Genomic DNA, 17739 nt, shown 5'->3' with positions numbered 1-17739 from the left:
CACACCGCGGTTCCGTTTGCGTTCAGGCGCAGCTTTGAGGTGGGTCGCTGTCCCTGGGGCTGCGCCCCAGACCCCCCATCGCCCTGGCGGGCTCGTCCTCAAACGCCGGACGGGCTGAAAATCAGCCCCCTCCGGCATTTGAGGACCGGGGTCCAGGCCGGAGCCCCTGGCGGGGCCTGGGGCGGAGCCCCAGAAGGATGATGAGGGTCGGGCGCGGGGGCGAAGACCCCGGGCCTCAGCCCGTCAGCGGCGGGCGCGGGCCCGGCTCGCCCTCCGGGTCTCGGCGCTCGTCATCGCGGATGACCTCGCCCGGTACGACCTTGCCGTCGGGACGGTGCATGCGGGCCTGCTGGAAGGCGTCGCCGAGGGTGCCAGGGGTGGCCTCGCGCATCTTGCGTTCGAAGGTGCGCTCGGCGTAGCGGCTCAGGCCCTTCTGGACCGGTGGGATCAGCAGGACCAGGCCGAGCGCGTCGGAGATCAGGCCCGGCAGCATCAGGAGCAGGCCGCCCAGCATCATCAGACCGTTGCCCTCGCTGCCCCGCTCGCCCTGCGGCAGCACCCCGCTCTGCTGCTGTTGCAGCGCCTCGCTCAGGGCGCGGAAGGCCCGGCGTCCGGCCCGCTTGATGACCACGGAACCGAGCACGAGCCCGGCGACGAGCAGCAGAAACAGGGTGAAGCCACCCGCCGCGCCCGCCACCACGGTCAGCAGCCAGATCTCCAGGACCAGCCATGCGGCGATGCCGAGCGGCAGGAACGTACGCAGCCGGGAGCGCCGCGGTCGCGCGGGGTAGGCCGGAGTCGGAGCACCAGTCGTCATGCCTCCAGTGTGCCTGGCCCCGGCTCAGTACGGGATAAGGGGGTGATCAGGACGACTTGCGCCCCAGGATCCGTCCCGCCCGCTCCCCCACACCCCACCTCGTGACCCGCCAGAGCGCTTCCACGAGGATGTCACGGCTCATCTTGGAGTCTCCGAGCTCGCGCTCTACGAACGTGATGGGCACCTCGACGACGTGGTAGCCCGCCTTGACGGCACGTCTCGCCAGGTCGACCTGGAAGCAGTAGCCCTGGGAGGCGACGTCGCCGAGGCCGAGGCCTTCGAGGGTCTCCCGGCGGAACGCGCGGTAACCGCCGGTGACGTCGCGGATCGGTACGTCGAGCAGGACGCGCGAGTACAGGCTGCCGCCACGCGAGATGAACTCGCGGGACTTGGGCCAGTTCACGACCCGTCCGCCCGGCACCCAGCGGGAGCCGAGGACCAGGTCGGCACCCTTGAGCGCGGTGAGCAGCCGGGGCAGCTCCTCGGGCTGGTGCGAACCGTCGGCATCCATCTCGACCAGTACGCCGTAACCATGCTCAAGACCCCACCGGAAGCCCGCGAGGTAGGCGGCGCCGAGGCCCTCCTTGCCCTTGCGGTGCAGCACATGGACGTGGTCGTCGTCGACCGTCAGCTCGTCGGCGAGCTTGCCGGTGCCGTCGGGGCTGTTGTCGTCGGCGATCAGGACGTGTGCCGCGGGCACGGCGGCCCGCACCCGGTCGACGATCGCCTTGACGTTCTCCGCCTCGTTGTAGGTCGGGATGATCACCAAGGTCGTGCCGAGCGGACCGAACTGTCGCCCACCGCCGTCGTTCACAGCTTCCCCTTCGAACTTCCGTGCACAGGGGCTCCACCATAGCGAGCGCTGTTCTTCGCGCAGGTAGGGCGGCTGCCTGAGAGACCGGAGACCTGAGAAGGGGAAAGATACTGCGGATCGGAGCCCGGCGCCCTTCGGGCCGGCCTGGGACCCGCTGGCTGCGGGTCGGCCTAGAGCCGTTGTCTACTGAGCGCCGGACCCCACCCGGGTCGCACCTGCCGACCGGCGGAACGTTCCACCGCCCCCGTGGCGCGATCGCTGGGCCTGGCTCCCAGTGGTGGTGCGCCGGTGCGGCACACCACCCCTGACACAGCGGCGCTTCGAGGACTTCTCGGAACTTCCGCGGCCGGACGTCCGGTGGTGGACCCGGCCGAACCTACCCGCCACCTGCCGCTTGCTGTCAACAGCCGTTTGAGCTGGGCCTTTTCGCTCAATCCCCTGGTCAGTGCCGAGGATACGCAGGTCGCACGACAGAGCGGCGGGCGATGACCTGCGCCGCGCCGCCCCGGCACATCACCCCTCCGGCCGTACGAAGACGGTGCGACCGCCCACCACGGTCCGCAGACACACGGGCAGCCGTGCCCCGGGCGTCAGGTCGGGCAGTCCCGGGGTGCCGGACCGGGGGTCGGTCGACCAGCGGGCCACCCGGTCGTCCGGAGCCTGTACGACCAGTTCGTCGGTGCGCCACACGGCGTAGTCGGCGGGCGCGCCCGGCACCAGGACGCCCGCCTCGTCCCGGCCGATCGCCCGCCAGCCGCCCCGCGTATGGGCCGTGAAGGCCGCGCGTACGGAGATCCGGTGTTCCGGTGTCCGGTGGAAGGCAGCGGCGCGAACGGTGCCCCACGGGTCGAGCGGGGTGACGGGGCTGTCGGACCCGAAGGCGAGCGGCACGCCGGTACGCAGCAGGGCCGCGAACGGGTTGAGCGTACGGGCCCGTTCGGCGCCCAGGCGCTGTGCGTACATGCCGTCCTCGCCGCCCCAGAGCGCGTCGAAGGCGGGCTGGACGGAGGCGGTGAGGCCCAGTTCGGCGAAGCCGGCGATGGTCTCGGGGGTGAGCATCTCGGCGTGCTCGACGCGGTGCCGGGCGCCGCGCACACGGGCCAGGCCGACCTTCTCGGCGGCCGCGCGCACACCCTCGACCACGGCGGTCACGGCGGCGTCCCCGATGGCGTGGAAGCCGGCCTGCAGACCCGCCTCGGTGCAGGCCACCACATGGGCGGCGACGGCGGCGGCGTCCAGGTAGGAGGTGCCGGTGTGGTCGGCGTCCGCGTACGGCCGGTGCAGGCAGGCCGTGTGCGAGCCGAGCGCGCCGTCGACGAAGAGGTCTCCCGCGGCGCCGATCGCGCCCAGGGAGCGGGCCTTCGCGATGCCCTCTTCGGCCTGCTCGGCCCAGTAACCGACGACCCTCGGCCCGGCCTCCTCCGCGGCGAGCCGCAGCAGCCCGGTGAAGTCGTCCTCTGAGGAGATCTCCGGGCCCGCGCACTCGTGGACGGAGCCGATGCCGAGCGAGACGGCGTGCGCGAGCGCGGCGCGCTGGGCCTCGGCGCGCTGGGCCGGGGTGACGGCCCCCAGAGCCGCGGCGCGGACGGCGTGGTGGGCGTCCCGGGTGAGCGGAGCGCTGTCAGCACTGTCGGCGCCGTCTTCGAAGCCCGCCAGCTGCCGTGCGCCCGGCACCAGATCCAGCATGGCCGTGGTCACAACGGCCGAGTGGACGTCGATCCGGCTGAGGTAGAGCGGGCGGCCGCCGGTGGCCTCGTCGAGTTCGTCCCGCCGGGGCGGCCGCCGCTCGGGCCAGCGGGCGGCGTCCCAGCCGTGGCCGAGCAGGACCCGGTCGCCGGGGCGGGCGGCCGCGAAGTCCCGTACGAGGCCGAGGGCCACGGCCAAGGAGGGCGCTTCGGACAGGTCGAGGCCGGTGAGGGCGAGCCCGGTGGCCGTGGTGTGTACGTGCGCGTCGGTGAACGCCGGGGTGACCAGGGCGCCCTCGAGATCCACCACCTCGTCGACCCCGTCCGCGAAGGCGTCGGCCGCGCCCTCGGAGCCGACCCAGGCGACCTGCCCGCGTTCCACGACCATCGCGGTGGCGAACGGGTCGGCAGGGCTGTGGACTTCCCCGCCGCGCAGCAGCACGGTACGTGGGGTGGCGGTGCTCTCACTCATGGAGAACAGTCTCGCCCCTCGGCACACTCGGCCCTCTTCCGGGGCCAGGACTTCGGAGGGTCAGGACCGCCGGGAGCCAGGACTGACGGGGGCCAGGACTTCCGGGGCCGGCGCTCAGATCTTGGGCGGCCGGGCCTCGTACGGCGTCGAAAGGACCACCGTCGTACGCGTCGACACGCCGGCCAGCGAGCGAAGGCGCGCGAGCAGCTCCTCCAGCTCGTGGGGGGTCGAGACGCGGACCTTGAGGATGTAGTTCTCGTCGCCCGCGACACTGTGGCAGGCCTCGATCTCGGGGACGTCGGCCAGGCGCTCCGCGATGTCGTCCGGGGCGCTCGGGTCGAACGGTTTCACCGAAATGAAGGCCGTCAGCGGTAGCCCGACGGCCTCCGGGTCGACGACCGCCGCATAGCCGCGGATGACGCCGCGCTGCTCAAGGCGCCGCACCCGCTGGTGCACGGCCGACGTGGACAGGCCCGTGGCCTTGCCCAGGTCGGTGTAGCTCATCCGCCCGTCTTCGACGAGCAGCTGCACGATCTGTCGGTCGAGCTCCTCCATGGCCGAGAACCTACAGGGCCCTTGATCCTCACGGGTACCTCGGCGGCGCAGGTCATACCCGGTTTGTGATGTGGGCGGGAGAACCCGGTGAGCCGCGCGGGGACAAATCCGCTGCCTCCGTCACCTGCGAATGGCATGTGACGAACGCCACAGTGTGGTCACAGGTTCCGTGATGTTCTCGTGATTACCGCCGAGACGGGACGGGAAGTGCTTGCTGTGGTCGAGGCCGCAGCGCCTTGTCGGCCCACCCGAGGGGGAGAAAATCTATGCAGAGTCTGAAGCGCCCCGGTCGTACCGCACCCAAGCGGCAGCAGCCGGTCGTCGAGCCCGAGCCGGAGGGTGTCGAACCGGCTGATGACGAGCTCGACGCGTATGACACCTTCGAGATGTACCGGGTGATCTGCCCGGACTGCGCGCAGCCCATCGCGCTGCTCGCGGACGAGGACGTCCTGCCCGAGCACGCGCTGTGCGCGACGCCGTGGGACCCGTTCGGACTCACGGTCTGTGCCGGTACGGGTCGAGCGGCGAGCGAGGCCCGCCCCGCCGACGAGTCGATGGAGGCTCAGGAGCAGGACACCGCGCTGCTGTTGACACTCCCTCAGGGACTCGACTGGCGCACGCAGCCCTTCTCCCACGTCGGCGGCCCCGGCTCACGCCCCATGCGGGTGCCGGTGATGCGCCGCGTAGGCGCTTCGCTGGGTTAGGCGGTTCGAAAGCTGCGGGTTCGTCGTGGCTGGTCGCGCCCACGCGGCGGAGCCGCAAATCGATACAGCCCCGCGCCCCTAAGGGGCCTGCGGCCTCCCTAGGGGCGCGGTGCCGCAGCGGACTTCGTCAAGCCTGATCAAGCCTGACCGGCTGGGTTCCGAACCCCATACGGGCTCCGTCGTGAACTCACGGGCGAATCCGCGGCCGGTGACTTGTCCGGCCGCGACGCGTTGGCCCCGGTATGACCTCCACCTACGCAGAGATGAGCCGTCGCCGCCGGATCATCGTTCCGGCACCCACAGAATCGGTTTCCCAGAGCTCACCGCAGCCTCAGACGCCACAAGCACCACCCGCGCCGCGGCAGCCCCAGGATCCGCCCATCTACCGTGCCCTGCTCCGCACTTGGGCCGACCGGGGCCGGACCCTGCCGGGCCGCCACGATCCCGAGTGGGTCCGGCTTGTCGCGCCCTCGGCCATGTACGGATACGGGTACGGACGGTTCACCGCGAGTCGGGACCCGCGAGGTGACGGGCGATGACCATCCGCTGGATCTGATTGGTGCCCTCGACGATCTGCAGCACCTTGGCCTCGCGCATGTAGCGCTCGACGGGGAAGTCCGCGGTGTAGCCGTACCCGCCGAGCACCTGGACGGCGTCCGTCGTGACCTTCATCGCTGCGTCGGTGCACAGCAACTTCGCCATGGCCGCCTGCTTGGAGAACGGCCGCCCCGCGTCGCGCAGCCGGGCGGCCGCGAGATAGAGCGCCCTTCCCGCCTCGATCTGCGTCGCCATGTCCGCGAGCATGAAGCGCAGGCCCTGGAAGTCCGCGATCCGCCGGCCGAACTGCTCGCGCCCGGTGGCGTACGCGACCGCCTCGTCGAGCGCCGCCTGGGCCACGCCGATCGCGCAGGCCGCGATCCCGAGCCGTCCGGAGTCGAGCGCCGACAGGGCGATCGCGAAACCCTGGCCCTCGTCGCCGAGGCGCCGGTCGTCGGAGATCCGCACCCCGTCGAGGTGGATCTGAGCCGTGGGCGAGCCCTTCAGCCCCATCTTCTTCTCCGGCACCGCCGCACTCAGCCCCTCGGCGTCGCCGGGCACCAGGAACGCCGTGATGCCGCGCGTCCCCTCGCCGCCGCTGCGCGCGAACACGGTGTAGAAGTCGGCGACACCGCCGTGGGTGATCCAGGCCTTGGTGCCGGTGAGCACCCAGTCGTCCCCGTCCCGCACAGCCTTCGTACGCATGCTGGCGGCATCGGATCCGGACGACGGCTCGGAGAGGCAGTACGCACCGAGGAGGCCGCCGCCGAGCATGGCCGGCAGATGCTCGACCTGCTGCTCCTTGGTGCCGTAGTGGGCGAGGGCGTGGCAGGACAGTGAGTGCACGCTGACGCCGAGGCCGACGGTCATGCGGGCCGTGGCCAGCTCTTCGAGGACCTGGAGATAGACCTCGTACGGCTGGTCACCGCCGCCGTACTCGGAGTCGTACGGAAGGCCGAGCAGCCCCGACTCGGAGAGCAGCGCGAAAACGTCGCGCGGGAAGTGTCCGGAGTCCTCCTCCTCGGCCGCCTTCGGGGCGATCTCGTGCTGCGCGATGTCGCGGACGAGCGAGATCAGGTCCCGGGCCTCGTCCGTGGGCAGCTGACGGTCCACCGGCTGTGGGGCGCGGTCGGGCATGGCGGCGCTCTCCTCCCTGTCGGGCACTTGGGCGAACGCCCGCCTTGGTTGTAGCGGACTCCACCGGGTCTCACAGTGCCCAGCCGATGCCGCCCCTCCGGGTCGCGGAAGGAGCTGACCAGCGGCTGTGCGCTGTGAGTATGCCCGGTCCGCGGCAGCGCGTCACCGGTTAACGACCGTTAATTAGAACACATTCGGATTGGTACGAACCATTGACGCACTGGTCTAGTCCTCCTACTGTTCCCCCAGCGCCGTACGCGTTCATGCCAAACGGCGCAACAGGTCAAGGCACCACTTCCCCACGCTCCCCTCCCCACGAGGAGACCCGATGCTCAGACCGCACCTTCCCCGCGCCCGCTTCCGGGCGCTCATCTCCGCCGCGTGTTGTGCCGTCCTCGGCGCCGGGCTGCTCGCCGGCGCGGGCTCCGCGACCGCGGCCGGTTCAGCACGAGAAGACGCCGCCGCGGCCGGCTCGGCGCAGGAGGCCGCCGCGGCCGGCTCGAAGGTCGTCGGCTACTTCACCGAATGGGGCACCTACGGCCGGCAGTACCTCGTCAAGAACGTCGAGACGTCCGGCTCGGCGGCCAAGCTCACCCACATCAACTACGCCTTCGGCAACGTCACCGGCGGCAAGTGCGCCATGGGTGACTCCTACGCGGCGACGGAACGGACGTACACCGCGGCCGAGTCCGTCGACGGAGTCGCCGACACCTGGGACCAGCCCCTGCGCGGCACCTTCAACCAGCTGCGCGAGCTGAAGAAGAAACACCCGAACCTCAAGGTCCTCTGGTCCTTCGGGGGCTGGACCTGGTCCGGCGGCTTCACCGAGGCCGCCAGGAACCCGGCCACCTTCGCCCAGTCCTGCTACGACCTGGTCGAGAACTCCAAGTGGGCGGACGTCTTCGACGGGATCGACATCGACTGGGAGTACCCCAACACCTGCGGTCTGACCTGCGACACCAGCGGCAGGGCGGCGTACAAGAACCTGATGTCGGCGGTGCGGGCGAAGTTCGGCGGCTCCGCGCTGGTCACCTCGGCGATCCCGGCCGACGCCACGAGCGGCGGCAAGATCGACGCGGCCGACTACGCGGGCGCAGCTCAGTACGTCAACTGGTACAACCCGATGACGTACGACTTCTTCGGCGCCTGGGACGCGGCCGGTCCGACGGCTCCGCACTCCCCGCTGACCTCGTACTCCGGTATCCCGAAGGCGAGTTACCACACCTCCGCGACGATCTCGAAGCTCAAGGGCCTGGGCATCCCGGCCTCGAAGCTGCTGCTCGGCATCGGCTTCTACGGGCGCGGCTGGACCGGTGTCACCCAGGCGGCGCCCGGCGGCACCGCCACCGGCCCGGCGGCGGGGACGTACGAGCAGGGCATCGACGACTACAAGGTGCTCAAGACGAAGTGCCCGGCGACCGGCACGGTCGGCGGCACGGCGTACGCCAAGTGCGGCAGCAACTGGTGGAGTTACGACACCCCGTCGACCATCGCCGGGAAGATGACCTACAAGAACCAGCAGGGCCTGGGAGGCACCTTCTTCTGGGAACTGAGCGGTGACACGTCGAACGGCGAGCTGATCAAGGCGATCAACTAGCCGTTTCGTACGTCTCGTTCGTCACTCGGGGCGGGGGCCGGCGGGCCCCCGCTCTTCACTCAGGCGCTCCGGCGGGCGGCCTCCGGCGCCGGGTACGAGGGTTCGAGGTCCTCGATCGCCCGCAGGGCGCCGCCGAGCATCTTCACCAGCAGTTCGCGCATCACTTCGCGCGGAAGTGCCTGGTGGCCGATCCAGTCGAGGGTGGCGCCCTCGACGCTGCACAGCCAGCCGAGCAGCGCCATGCGCGGCAGGGGGGCGACCTTGCGTCGCCCGTACGCCCCCTCGGCGATCGTCTCGACGATGGCTTCGCGCACGCCGTCCCGTATGGACAGCACCTCGGCGTCGAAGCCGACGCCGCCGGTGATGATCGCGCGGTACGCGGCCTGATGGTGCTCGGCGTAGCGCAGATAGCCGTCGATGGTGCGGTGCACCCGTTCCTCGGGCGGCAGTTCGAGGCCGCCGGCCGCGCGGGACACCAGGTCGGCCACCGAGTCCTCGATGATGGCCAGGTAGTAGCCGCGCTTGGACTTGAAGTAGTAGTAGATCAAGCCCTTGGCGACGTGCGCCTGCTTTGCGATGTCGTCCATCGACAGCGCGTCGTAGGACGTGTCGGCGAATAACTTCCGCCCGATGGCGATGAGTTCGGCACGACGCGCCAGAGAGCGGTCGGTGCCGCGGACCTTCGGGCGGTCGACGCGCCGTTGACTTTGGTTCAATTTCAACCCTGGTCTTCAACTGCCGGCGAAACTTTCGCTCGCAGTATGGCAGACCTCTGCCACCGGCCCGTTCGACTCTCTTCGACCGCGTCTCGTCGACCACGGCCGTCGCCCCGCCGGGCCGGCGGCCGCGGTCAGCGGATGCCCACCGCCGCCAGCGCCTTCCGCTGGCGCGCCGTGGGCTGTGCCGGGAAGTACAGGTAACAGACCCCGCCGGTACCGGAGGTCACGTTCCCGGAGGCGTTGTACCTCTTGGTACGGAGCCAGATGTTCTCCCACTCGCGCCGCTGATAGACGCGCCGCACCGCCTTGTTGCTCGGCGAGTTCGGGTCGTTGGCGATCACGTCACCGTCGGCGGTGAATCCGATGACGGTCATCAGATGGCCCGCGGTGCCGTAACCCGCCCCCGTCAGCTCGGACGCGAGGAACGACTGGGACGTTATGGCCGGGATGCCCGCCGCGATCAGCGTCTCCAGGTCGGCGAGCGAACCGAGCCGCGTCACCACGCCCTGGAGATCCTTGTACGTGGCCGCATAGGCGGCGTTGAAGGGCCAGTTGCCGCAGCCTTCGTACTGGTAGTCAAAGGTGAACCTGGCCGCGTGGCACACCTGCGGATCCGCGAAGTCCGGATTGACCCAGGCCAGGTCCTCGGCCGTGGGCTTGCGTCCCCAGTACTCGATGATCATCTGCGAGGAGGTGGGGCTGCACCAGGCCTCGCCGCCGTTGTCGTACTCCGGGTACTGGCCGATGTGGGTCTCCTGCGAGTACCGCGGGACCGTCAGCTCCTTGGCGAGTGAGGGCTTCGAGGCCGGGACGGTGAAGCGGTCCGGGATGTCGGAGCCCATCGCGCCGAGCCGCCACACGGTGGGCGTGATCTTCGCGCCGGGCTTGCGGTACAGGGTCAGCCGCAGCCGGTACGAGACCAGGCGCAGCCCCGAGGCCGCGTCGTCGATGGAGAAGGTGTCCGTCCAGATGCTGCTCTTGCCGTCGCTCTGGTCGTCCACCGAGGTGCGCCTGATGTCCTGGTCGCCGGCCGCCCAGCGGCCCATCACGTACCAGGGAGTGTCCGTGCCGTCGGAGTACGTGCCCGCCAGCTCGACCTGGAGCCAGCTCCCCGCCGGCGTGTGCGCGTTCCAGGAGGCGATGACCTCGGTCGAGGGCACGGCGAGGCGGTGGACGGGCGAGGTCCAGCGCGCGTACTCCCAGGTGGCCTTCTTGCCGGTGTGCGGGTCCGTGTAGTCGGTGCGGCCCTCGGGGGTCGCGATCACCAGGCCCGGGCGCGCCCCGGAGACGGCACGGGTGCCCTCCGCGGTGCCGCCGCGCCAGTCCGTGTACGAGGTCCAGGCGCGGTTGTCTACCCCGGGCGGAGCCTTCGCGGCACCGGGCGAACCGGGTGACGAGTCGGCGGCTCCGCTGCTCGCGGCGGCCGCCGAACTCGCGGCACTCGCCGCGGCCACGGCCACCGCTGCGGCCAAGAGGGTTCTACGGGAGGGCTGTTGGGCTCTCGTCATGGGTGGGTGACCCCCAGGTGTCCGGAACGGGCGGGTTCGAAGCACGGGTGTGCGCCAACTATGGATGCCCGTTCCGTCTCCTGCCAGCACTTCGGAGTTCGCGGCGCCGACCAATATTGGTCATGACCACTGGCGCAAGGCGTGGGCATCCTGGTCCGGGATCCGGGAAATACCCTGGAAAGGTGCATGCGTCGCTCCACACCCTCGCCTCCCGTCTCCACCGCCTGCCGCCCTCCTGCGGCCCCGTCCGCCTCGTCGGCGTCGACGGGCACGCGGGTTCCGGAAAGACGACGTTCGCGGGACGGCTGGCCGAGGCGCTGGGCAGCGCGCCCGTACTGCACTTGGACGACATCGCCACGCACGAGGAACTGTTCGCGTGGACCGGACGGCTGCTCCAGGACGTGCTCGAACCGCTGAGCCGCGGTGAGCAGGCGCACTACCGGCCGTACGACTGGACCGCGCGCCGTTTCGGGCCGGCCCGCGCCCTGCCGCCCGCGCCCGTGGTGCTCGTCGAGGGCGTCGGCGCGGGACGCCACGCGTTGCGGCCGTACCTGGCGTGCCTGCTGTGGATGGAGTTGACGCACGAGGAAGCCTGGGCGCGAGGTCAGCGGCGGGACGGCTCGGAACAGAGCGACTTCTGGGCAGGCTGGGTCGCCGCCGAGCGCCGGCACTTCGCCGAGGACCCCTCCCGATCTTCTGCGAATCTCTTGGTAATGCAGTGTTCAGAGGGATATGAGGTGCTGCCGGGACCTGCTGCGACCTCAGGACCGGACCTTGTTGTCACGCAGGGTGACGGACCGTCTCCTGTGTGCTGAACCTGTGAAGACCCGTGTCCGAGAACTTCCCCAAGTGCTCCAACTCGGCTTGACCGAGGGACCGTACAGGTCTTACGTTCTCAATGTGCGGCCTTTCGAGGTCGCCCGCAGACGCGAAGCCCCCGGTTGTTCCCCCGTGATCGGGGGCTTCGTTCTGCCCTCGTCCGGATTCCGGACGCCGGGCGCCATGATTCGCTCACCCTCGGTCACCGAACCGAGTGCGCCCCATGTGCTCCCACCTCGAAGAACCCGTCGTGCGGGCACTCTTCGGCCCGGTACTGCCCCGCAGGTACGATGCCTCTCGGTGCGACCTTCGGACGGCTGCTCTCCGCACTGAACGCGCAACTCCCGTCCACGGCACAGCGGTTCGACGAAGGCTGCCGACGGGCACCGGCCCGCCCGGCACTCAACGGGGGCACGGTATGTGGGGGACGTGATGGACTTCGGCACGCAGGGCACCGAGGCCCCGGCCGACCTCGCCTGGCTGCGAGGTGTGGACGCCTACACGATGGGGGCCTATCCGCAGGCGGAGGAGGAGTTCCGCACCGCGGTCCGGATGGATCCGGGGATGGCCGACGGCTGGCTCGGGCTGCACGCGCTGCGCATCGACACGACGACCGCGCTGCTGCGGATGTTCCGGCACCGGGACCGCTTCGGGGAACAGCGCGCCCGGCACCGGCGCACCCTCAACTCCTGGTACTGGCTGGGCTGGTGGGTGCAGCCCGTCCTGGAGAGCCCGCGCGATCTGCTGCTCGCGCACGCCTCGCACTGGCTCGACGGACGCCATGTCCCGGAGCTCGACCGGGCACTCGCGGGACTGCCGCCGGTGGACGCCGATCCGCAGGTGCGGTTTCTGCACGCCTGCCGGGCCTATCTGGTCAAGGACTGGGAGCAGCTCGTCCGGCACACCGATCCGCTGATCGACGATCCGATGCTGGGCATCGAGGCCGGTCTCTTCGGCGGCATGGCGCGCGTACGCCTGGAGATGTACGGACAGGCCGAGCCACTGCTTTCGGCCGCGTTGATGCGCTGCCGCAGCGAGCAGCCGCAGCGCAAGGAGCTGCGGTACTGGCTGGCGCGGGCGCACGAGGGCACGGGACGGTCGGCGGCGGCACTGCCCCTGTACCGGGCGGTGCACCGGGTCGACCCCGCCTTCATGGACACCTCGGCGCGGCTCGCCGCGATCGCCGAGGGCGACGGGTACGACGACGCGACGGACCTCGCGGCGATCACGCTCACCGGTGTCGGCCAGGACATGATCGACGGCCCGGACGGCGCCGACCCGCTGTTCGGCACGGAGGGCCGGGACCTGAAGCTCTCGGAGCCCGATCTGCCGCCGTCGGGCGGGCTGCCCTCGGAGACCGACACGGTCCGCGAGAAGGCCATCGTGCCGGTACGGCCTCCGCAGCTGCCGACCGGACCCACCGACCCCGCGTTGCTCGAGGAGGCGCTCGCCGAACTGGAGCGGATGGTCGGCCTGGAGCCGGTGAAGCGCCAGGTGAAGGCGCTGTCCGCGCAGTTGAACATGGCGCGGCTGCGCGCCGGGCAGGGTCTCCCGGTGCAGCCGCCGAAGCGGCACTTCGTCTTCTCCGGGCCCTCGGGCACCGGCAAGACGACGGTGGCCCGCATCCTGGGGCGCGTCTTCTACGCGCTCGGGCTGCTCGGCGGCGACCACCTCGTGGAGGCCCAGCGCGCGGACCTGGTGGGCGAGTACCTCGGCCAGACCGCCGTGAAGGCCAACGAGCTGATCGACTCCGCGATCGGCGGCGTCCTCTTCGTCGACGAGGCCTACTCGCTGTCCAACTCGGGCTACGGCAAGGGCGACGCATACGGCGACGAGGCGCTTCAGGTGCTGCTCAAGCGCGCCGAGGACAACCGCGACCATCTGGTGGTGATCCTCGCCGGCTACCCCGAAGGCATGGACCGCCTGCTGGCCGCCAACCCAGGGCTTTCGTCCCGCTTCACGACCCGCGTCGACTTCCCCTCGTACCGTCCCCTCGAGCTCACCTCGATCGGCGAGGTGCTGGCCGCCGAGAACGGTGACGTGTGGGACGAGGAGGCCCTCGACGAGCTGCGCTCCATCAGCGGGCACGTCGTCGACCAGGGCTGGATCGACGAGCTCGGCAACGGCCGCTTTCTGCGCACCCTGTACGAGAAGAGCTGCGCCTACCGCGATCTGCGGCTGTCCGGCTACGCGGGCGAGCTGACCCGCGACGACCTGTCCACCCTGCGCCTGCCGGACCTGATGCAGGCGTACGGCGAGGTCCTGTCGGGCCGCGGGCCCCAGGATCCGTCGGCGTTGTGACGGCGCGTCCCGGAGCCCTCGTCCGTCCTCAGCCGGCCAGGACCTCCTCCGGCGTCCCGCTCGGGCGGGGGTCCGCCGGCGCCACCTGCGGAATCTGCTGAGCCTGCGGAGCAGCCCGGTGTGCCGGGTCGCGTACCTCGCCGACCAGGAGTTCCAGTACGTCCTCCAGGGCGACCAGGCCAAGGACGCGGCCCGAGGCGTCGGCGACCTGGGCGAGGTGCGTCGCGGCGCGGCGCATCACGGTCAGGGCGTCGTCCAGCGGGAGCTCGGACCGCAGGGTCGTCATGGGGCGCCAGATCTGCTGCGGCACGGCCCGCTCGGACTCCTCCAGGTCGAGTACGTCCTTCACGTGCAGATAGCCCATGAAGGCGCCGTTCTCCGCGCACACCGGGAAACGCGAGTATCCGGTGCGGGCGGTGAGCGCGACGACCTGGCCGGGGGTGACCGACGGGCCGACCGTCACCAGTGACTCGCGGTCCAGGAGCACGTCCGTGACCGGGCGGGAGCCCAGTTCCAGGGCGTCCTCGAGGCGCTCCTGCTCCTCGGGGTCGAGGAAGCCCGCCTGGCCCGCGTCCTCGACGAGCCGGTTGAGCTGCTCGCTGGTGAAGACCGCCTCGACCTCGTCCTTGGGCTCGACGCGGAAGAGCTTGAGGATCAGCCTGGCGCAGGCACCGAGGCCCACGGTGACCGGCTTGCACAGCCGGGCGAAGGCGACCAGGCCGGGGCTGAGCCACAGCGCGGTCTTCTCCGGAGCGGCCATCGCCAGGTTCTTCGGCAGCATCTCGCCGACGACGAGGTGGAGGAAGACGACCACGGCGAGGGCGATGACGTACCCGAGCGGATGGATCATGCCCTCGGGCAGGTGCACCGCGTGGAAGACGGGCTCCAGGAGGTGCGCCACGGTCGGCTCGGCGACGGCGCCGAGCGTCAACGAGCAGACGGTGATGCCGAACTGGGCGGCGGCCATCATCTGCGGCAGGTGCTCAAGGCCGTACATGACCTGCCGGGCGCGGGTGGTGCCGAGCGGTTCGATCTGGCTGCGGCGTACGGAGACGAGCGCGAACTCGGCACCGACGAAGAACCCGTTGGCGAGCACGAGCAGGACGGCGAACAGAAGTTGGAGCAGGCTCATCGGACGGCCTCCACCACGGCGTCCGCGGTCCTGACCAGACGTACCCGCTCGGCCCGGTAGTGCCCGACCTGGCGCACCGAAAGGCGCCAGCCCGGCAGCTCGGCCCTGTCCCCGGCTGCGGGGATACGGCCGAGCAGATCGGCGACGAGGCCCGCGACGGTCTCGTACGGACCCTCGGGAACGTCGAGACCGATGCGCTGGAGGACGTCGACGCGGCAGCTGCCGTCGGCGTCCCAGGCGGGGCGCCCGTCCTCGGACGGAGCCGCGGCGAGTTCGGGCACGTCGTGTCCGTCGTGCTCGTCGCGGACCTCGCCGACGAGTTCCTCGACGATGTCCTCCAGGGTGACGACGCCCGCCGTGCCGCCGTACTCGTCGACGACGACGGCGATGGGCTGATCGCTGCGCAGCTGCTCCAGGAGCGGCTTCACCGGCAGCGTTTCGGGAACGAGCAGCGGGACCTGGGCGATCCGGCCCACGGGGGTGCGCAGCCGTTCGTTCGAGGGCACCGCGAGGGCGTCCTTGAGGTGCACCATGCCGACGATCTCGTCGATGCGCTCCCGGTAGACGGGGAAGCGGGACAGGCCGGTGGCACGGGTGAGGTTGACGACGTCCTCGGCGGTCGCGGACGACTGGAGGGCGCTGACCTTCACGCGCGGCGTCATGACGTGCTGCGCGGTGAGGTCGGCCAGCGAGATGGTGCGTACGAAGAGGTCGGCGGTGTCCTGTTCGAGGGTGCCGGCCTGGGCGGAGTGCCGGGCCAGGGAGACGAGTTCGCCGGGGGTGCGGGCGGAGGCCAGCTCCACGGCGGGCTCGACGCCCAGGGCGCGGACGAGCCGGTTGGCGACGGCGTTCAGGCCGGCGATCACCGGCCTGAACAGACGCGAGAACATGTGCTGCGGTCCCGCGACGAAGCGCGCGACCTGCAGGGGCTTGGACACCGCCCAGTTCTTGGGCACGAGCTCGCCGATCACCATCTGCACGGCCGAGGCCAGCAGCATGCCGACGATCACGGAGACACCGGGTACGGCGCCTTCGGGGATGCCGATCGAGGTGAAGGGGCCGTGCAGCAGCTCGGCGAGCGCCGGTTCGGCGAGCATGCCGACGACGAGGGAGGTGATGGTGATGCCGAGCTGGGTGCCGGAGAGCTGGAAGGACAGCTCTTTGAGCGAGTTCACGACCGTGCGGGCCCGCCGGTCGCCCTCGGCCGCGGCCTTCTCGGCGTCGGGGCGCTCCACCGTGACAAGGCCGAACTCGGCCGCCACGAAGAAGCCGTTGGCGAGGATCAGCAGGAACGCCGCCCCGAGGAGCAGCAGGGGGATGGTCATGCCGCCGCCTCGATGCCGGCGCGGACCGGGCGGTCCGCGCTGTCTCTGGAGGGGGCGGCGCAGGTACTACAGGACGATCCGTCCATCGCTGGAGGGAGTCACTCCTCGAGTAGCAGGAGCCCCTGACTTCCGGGGCGGAACATCAGGGGCGGAGGCGCAACGAAAACGCCTCCGCCACCAGATTAATCAAGACACCGGCCGATTCGGCAGGGTGGAAGGCTGAGAGTCAGCCGTGATGTTCGTCGTGCTGTCCGTTGTGATGTCCGTCGGGGTTGTCGATCGTGCGGGCCTCGGCCAGCGCCCGCAGCGTACGGGCGTCCCTGATCGCCCGCTGCTTGGCGATGCCCGGCTGGATGCCGAGCGCCGGCAGGCTGGTGCCGTCACTCAGGTCGAGGAACACCCACGGGTCACCCGGGCGCAGGTTGACCCGCACGATCTCCTCCCAGGCAAGGTGCCGTCGACTGGCGATGTTGACGACGGTGACCCCGGACTCGTCAGCGACGACTTTCGGCCGCGAGAGCAGCACGAGCACCCCGAAGAGCAGCGCCCCGGTGAAGACGAAGCTGAGGCGCTCCCCCGGGCTGAGGTTTTCCAGCAGTATCGCCACGGTGGTGATGACCACGAGGATGGCGGCACCGGCGGTCAGCAGGACGGCACGGGTACGTCCTGGCCTGAAGGTGACGGGAAGAGCGGGGAGAGCGGGGAGATCCGCCATGACGTTGCTCCGGATCCCGGTCAGAGCCGGCAGGCGTGGATGGCGGTGGTCAGGATGGCCCGCGCGCCCAGGTCGTACAGGTCGTCCATGATCCGCTGCGCCTCCTTGGCGGGGACCATGGCGCGCACGGCCACCCAGCCCTCGTTGTGCAGCGGCGACACGGTCGGCGACTCCAGGCCCGGGGTCAGCGCGACGGCCTTCTCCAGGTGCTCGGCGCGGCAGTCGTAGTCCATCATCACGTACGTCCGCGCCACCAGGACGCCCTGGAGACGGCGCAGGAACTGCTGCACCTTGGGCTCCTCGCCGTCCGCTCCGGTACGGCGGATGACGACGGCCTCGGACTTCATGATCGGCTCGCCGATGACCGCGAGACCCGCGTTGCGCAGCGAGGTGCCGGTCTCGACGACGTCCGCGATGACCTCGGCGACGCCCAGCTCGATCGCCGTCTCGACGGCGCCGTCGAGGTGGACGACGGAGGCGTCGATGCCGTTGTCGGCGAGGTGCTTGGCGACGATGCCCTCGTACGAGGTGGCGACCGTCATGCCGTTCAGGTCCGCGACGCCGTTCGCCGTGCCGGCCTTGGTGGCGTAGCGGAACGTCGAGCGGGCGAAGCCGAGCGGCAGGATCTCCTCCGCGTTGGCGCCCGAGTCGATGAGCAGATCACGGCCGGTGATGCCGATGTCGAGCTGCCCTGAGGAGACGTAGATCGCGATGTCCCGGGGGCGGAGGTAGAAGAACTCGACGTCGTTCTCCGGGTCGACGATGCGCAGTTCCTTGGACTCCCGGCGCTGCTGGTAGCCGGCCTCATGCAGCATCTCCGCCGCAGGGCCTGACAGGGAACCCTTGTTGGGGACGGCGATGCGCAGCATGAGGTCGGCTTCCTTTGTTCGTACGTACGGTGC

Annotated in this window: 15 protein-coding genes; 4 read left to right on the top strand and 11 right to left on the bottom strand. The window is 70.6% G+C overall.

Going from position 1 to position 17739, the window contains the following annotated elements:
• Window positions 1–235 precede the first annotated feature (235 nt).
• The 4 genes from fxsA to G5C60_RS11440 form a co-directional block, all read right to left on the bottom strand.
• The gene (gene fxsA / locus G5C60_RS11455; RefSeq protein WP_165257722.1) at window positions 236–817 is read right to left on the bottom strand and encodes an FxsA family membrane protein; all 582 of its coding nucleotides are present in this window, start codon (window positions 815–817) and stop codon (window positions 236–238) included.
• A gap of 46 nt (window positions 818–863) precedes the next feature.
• Complete coding sequence (locus G5C60_RS11450) at window positions 864–1631, bottom strand: glycosyltransferase (RefSeq protein ID WP_165257720.1); 768 nt, start codon at window positions 1629–1631, stop codon at window positions 864–866.
• Window positions 1632–2144: 513 nt separating this feature from the next.
• Window positions 2145–3788 (bottom strand): amidohydrolase, encoded by a 1644-nt coding sequence (locus G5C60_RS11445; RefSeq protein ID WP_165257718.1) that lies wholly within the window; start codon window positions 3786–3788, stop codon window positions 2145–2147.
• Window positions 3789–3902: 114 nt separating this feature from the next.
• Entirely contained in the window at window positions 3903–4343 is a 441-nt protein-coding gene (locus tag G5C60_RS11440; RefSeq protein WP_165257716.1) for an Lrp/AsnC family transcriptional regulator, read from the bottom strand.
• A gap of 266 nt (window positions 4344–4609) precedes the next feature.
• Here G5C60_RS11440 and G5C60_RS11435 point away from each other — a divergent pair, with 266 nt between their 5' ends.
• Window positions 4610–5047, top strand: coding sequence for a hypothetical protein (locus G5C60_RS11435; RefSeq protein WP_165257714.1), 438 nt, complete (start codon window positions 4610–4612; stop codon window positions 5045–5047).
• Between the two features lie 501 nt (window positions 5048–5548).
• On the opposite strand, the gene G5C60_RS11425 is transcribed toward G5C60_RS11435, so the two are convergent.
• Window positions 5549–6721: an acyl-CoA dehydrogenase family protein gene (locus G5C60_RS11425; protein ID WP_165257710.1), complete on the bottom strand. Its 1173-nt coding sequence runs from the start codon at window positions 6719–6721 to the stop codon at window positions 5549–5551.
• A gap of 328 nt (window positions 6722–7049) precedes the next feature.
• On the opposite strand from G5C60_RS11425, the gene G5C60_RS11420 reads away from it, so the two are divergent.
• Window positions 7050–8318 carry a glycoside hydrolase family 18 protein gene (locus tag G5C60_RS11420; protein ID WP_165257708.1) on the top strand — a complete coding sequence of 423 codons (1269 nt, stop codon included), beginning with the start codon at window positions 7050–7052 and terminating at the stop codon, window positions 8316–8318.
• 59 nt (window positions 8319–8377) lie between these two features.
• On the opposite strand, the gene G5C60_RS11415 is transcribed toward G5C60_RS11420, so the two are convergent.
• Complete coding sequence (locus tag G5C60_RS11415; RefSeq protein ID WP_165257706.1) at window positions 8378–9034, bottom strand: TetR/AcrR family transcriptional regulator; 657 nt, start codon at window positions 9032–9034, stop codon at window positions 8378–8380.
• Window positions 9035–9168: 134 nt separating this feature from the next.
• Window positions 9169–10545 (bottom strand): peptidase C39 family protein, encoded by a 1377-nt coding sequence (locus G5C60_RS11410; RefSeq protein ID WP_165257704.1) that lies wholly within the window; start codon window positions 10543–10545, stop codon window positions 9169–9171.
• Between the two features lie 182 nt (window positions 10546–10727).
• Here G5C60_RS11410 and G5C60_RS11405 point away from each other — a divergent pair, with 182 nt between their 5' ends.
• Both G5C60_RS11405 and G5C60_RS11400 read left to right on the top strand, forming a co-directional pair.
• On the top strand, window positions 10728–11360 hold the full coding sequence (locus G5C60_RS11405; RefSeq protein ID WP_165257701.1) for a hypothetical protein: 633 nt from the start codon (window positions 10728–10730) through the stop codon (window positions 11358–11360).
• A gap of 436 nt (window positions 11361–11796) precedes the next feature.
• Window positions 11797–13665, top strand: a complete 1869-nt coding sequence (locus G5C60_RS11400) for an AAA family ATPase (protein WP_165257699.1) — start codon at window positions 11797–11799, stop codon at window positions 13663–13665.
• A gap of 28 nt (window positions 13666–13693) precedes the next feature.
• Here the strand turns inward: G5C60_RS11400 and G5C60_RS11395 are convergent, their stop codons facing one another.
• The 4 genes from G5C60_RS11395 to hisG form a co-directional block, all read right to left on the bottom strand.
• Window positions 13694–14797 carry a hemolysin family protein gene (locus G5C60_RS11395; protein WP_165257696.1) on the bottom strand — a complete coding sequence of 368 codons (1104 nt, stop codon included), beginning with the start codon at window positions 14795–14797 and terminating at the stop codon, window positions 13694–13696.
• Complete coding sequence (locus G5C60_RS11390) at window positions 14794–16122, bottom strand: hemolysin family protein (RefSeq protein WP_165257693.1); 1329 nt, start codon at window positions 16120–16122, stop codon at window positions 14794–14796. Before G5C60_RS11390 ends, G5C60_RS11395 begins: the two co-directional genes overlap by 4 nt.
• 226 nt (window positions 16123–16348) lie before the next feature.
• Window positions 16349–16837 (bottom strand): PH domain-containing protein, encoded by a 489-nt coding sequence (locus G5C60_RS11385; protein ID WP_165257691.1) that lies wholly within the window; start codon window positions 16835–16837, stop codon window positions 16349–16351.
• A 20-nt stretch (window positions 16838–16857) separates the two neighbouring features.
• Window positions 16858–17706: an ATP phosphoribosyltransferase gene (hisG, locus tag G5C60_RS11380; RefSeq protein ID WP_165257689.1), complete on the bottom strand. Its 849-nt coding sequence runs from the start codon at window positions 17704–17706 to the stop codon at window positions 16858–16860.
• Window positions 17707–17739 lie beyond the last annotated feature (33 nt).

The organism is Streptomyces scabichelini (assembly GCF_011045015.1).
Taxonomy (GTDB): domain Bacteria; phylum Actinomycetota; class Actinomycetes; order Streptomycetales; family Streptomycetaceae; genus Streptomyces; species Streptomyces scabichelini.
This window is presented reverse-complemented; position numbering and strand designations above follow the sequence as displayed.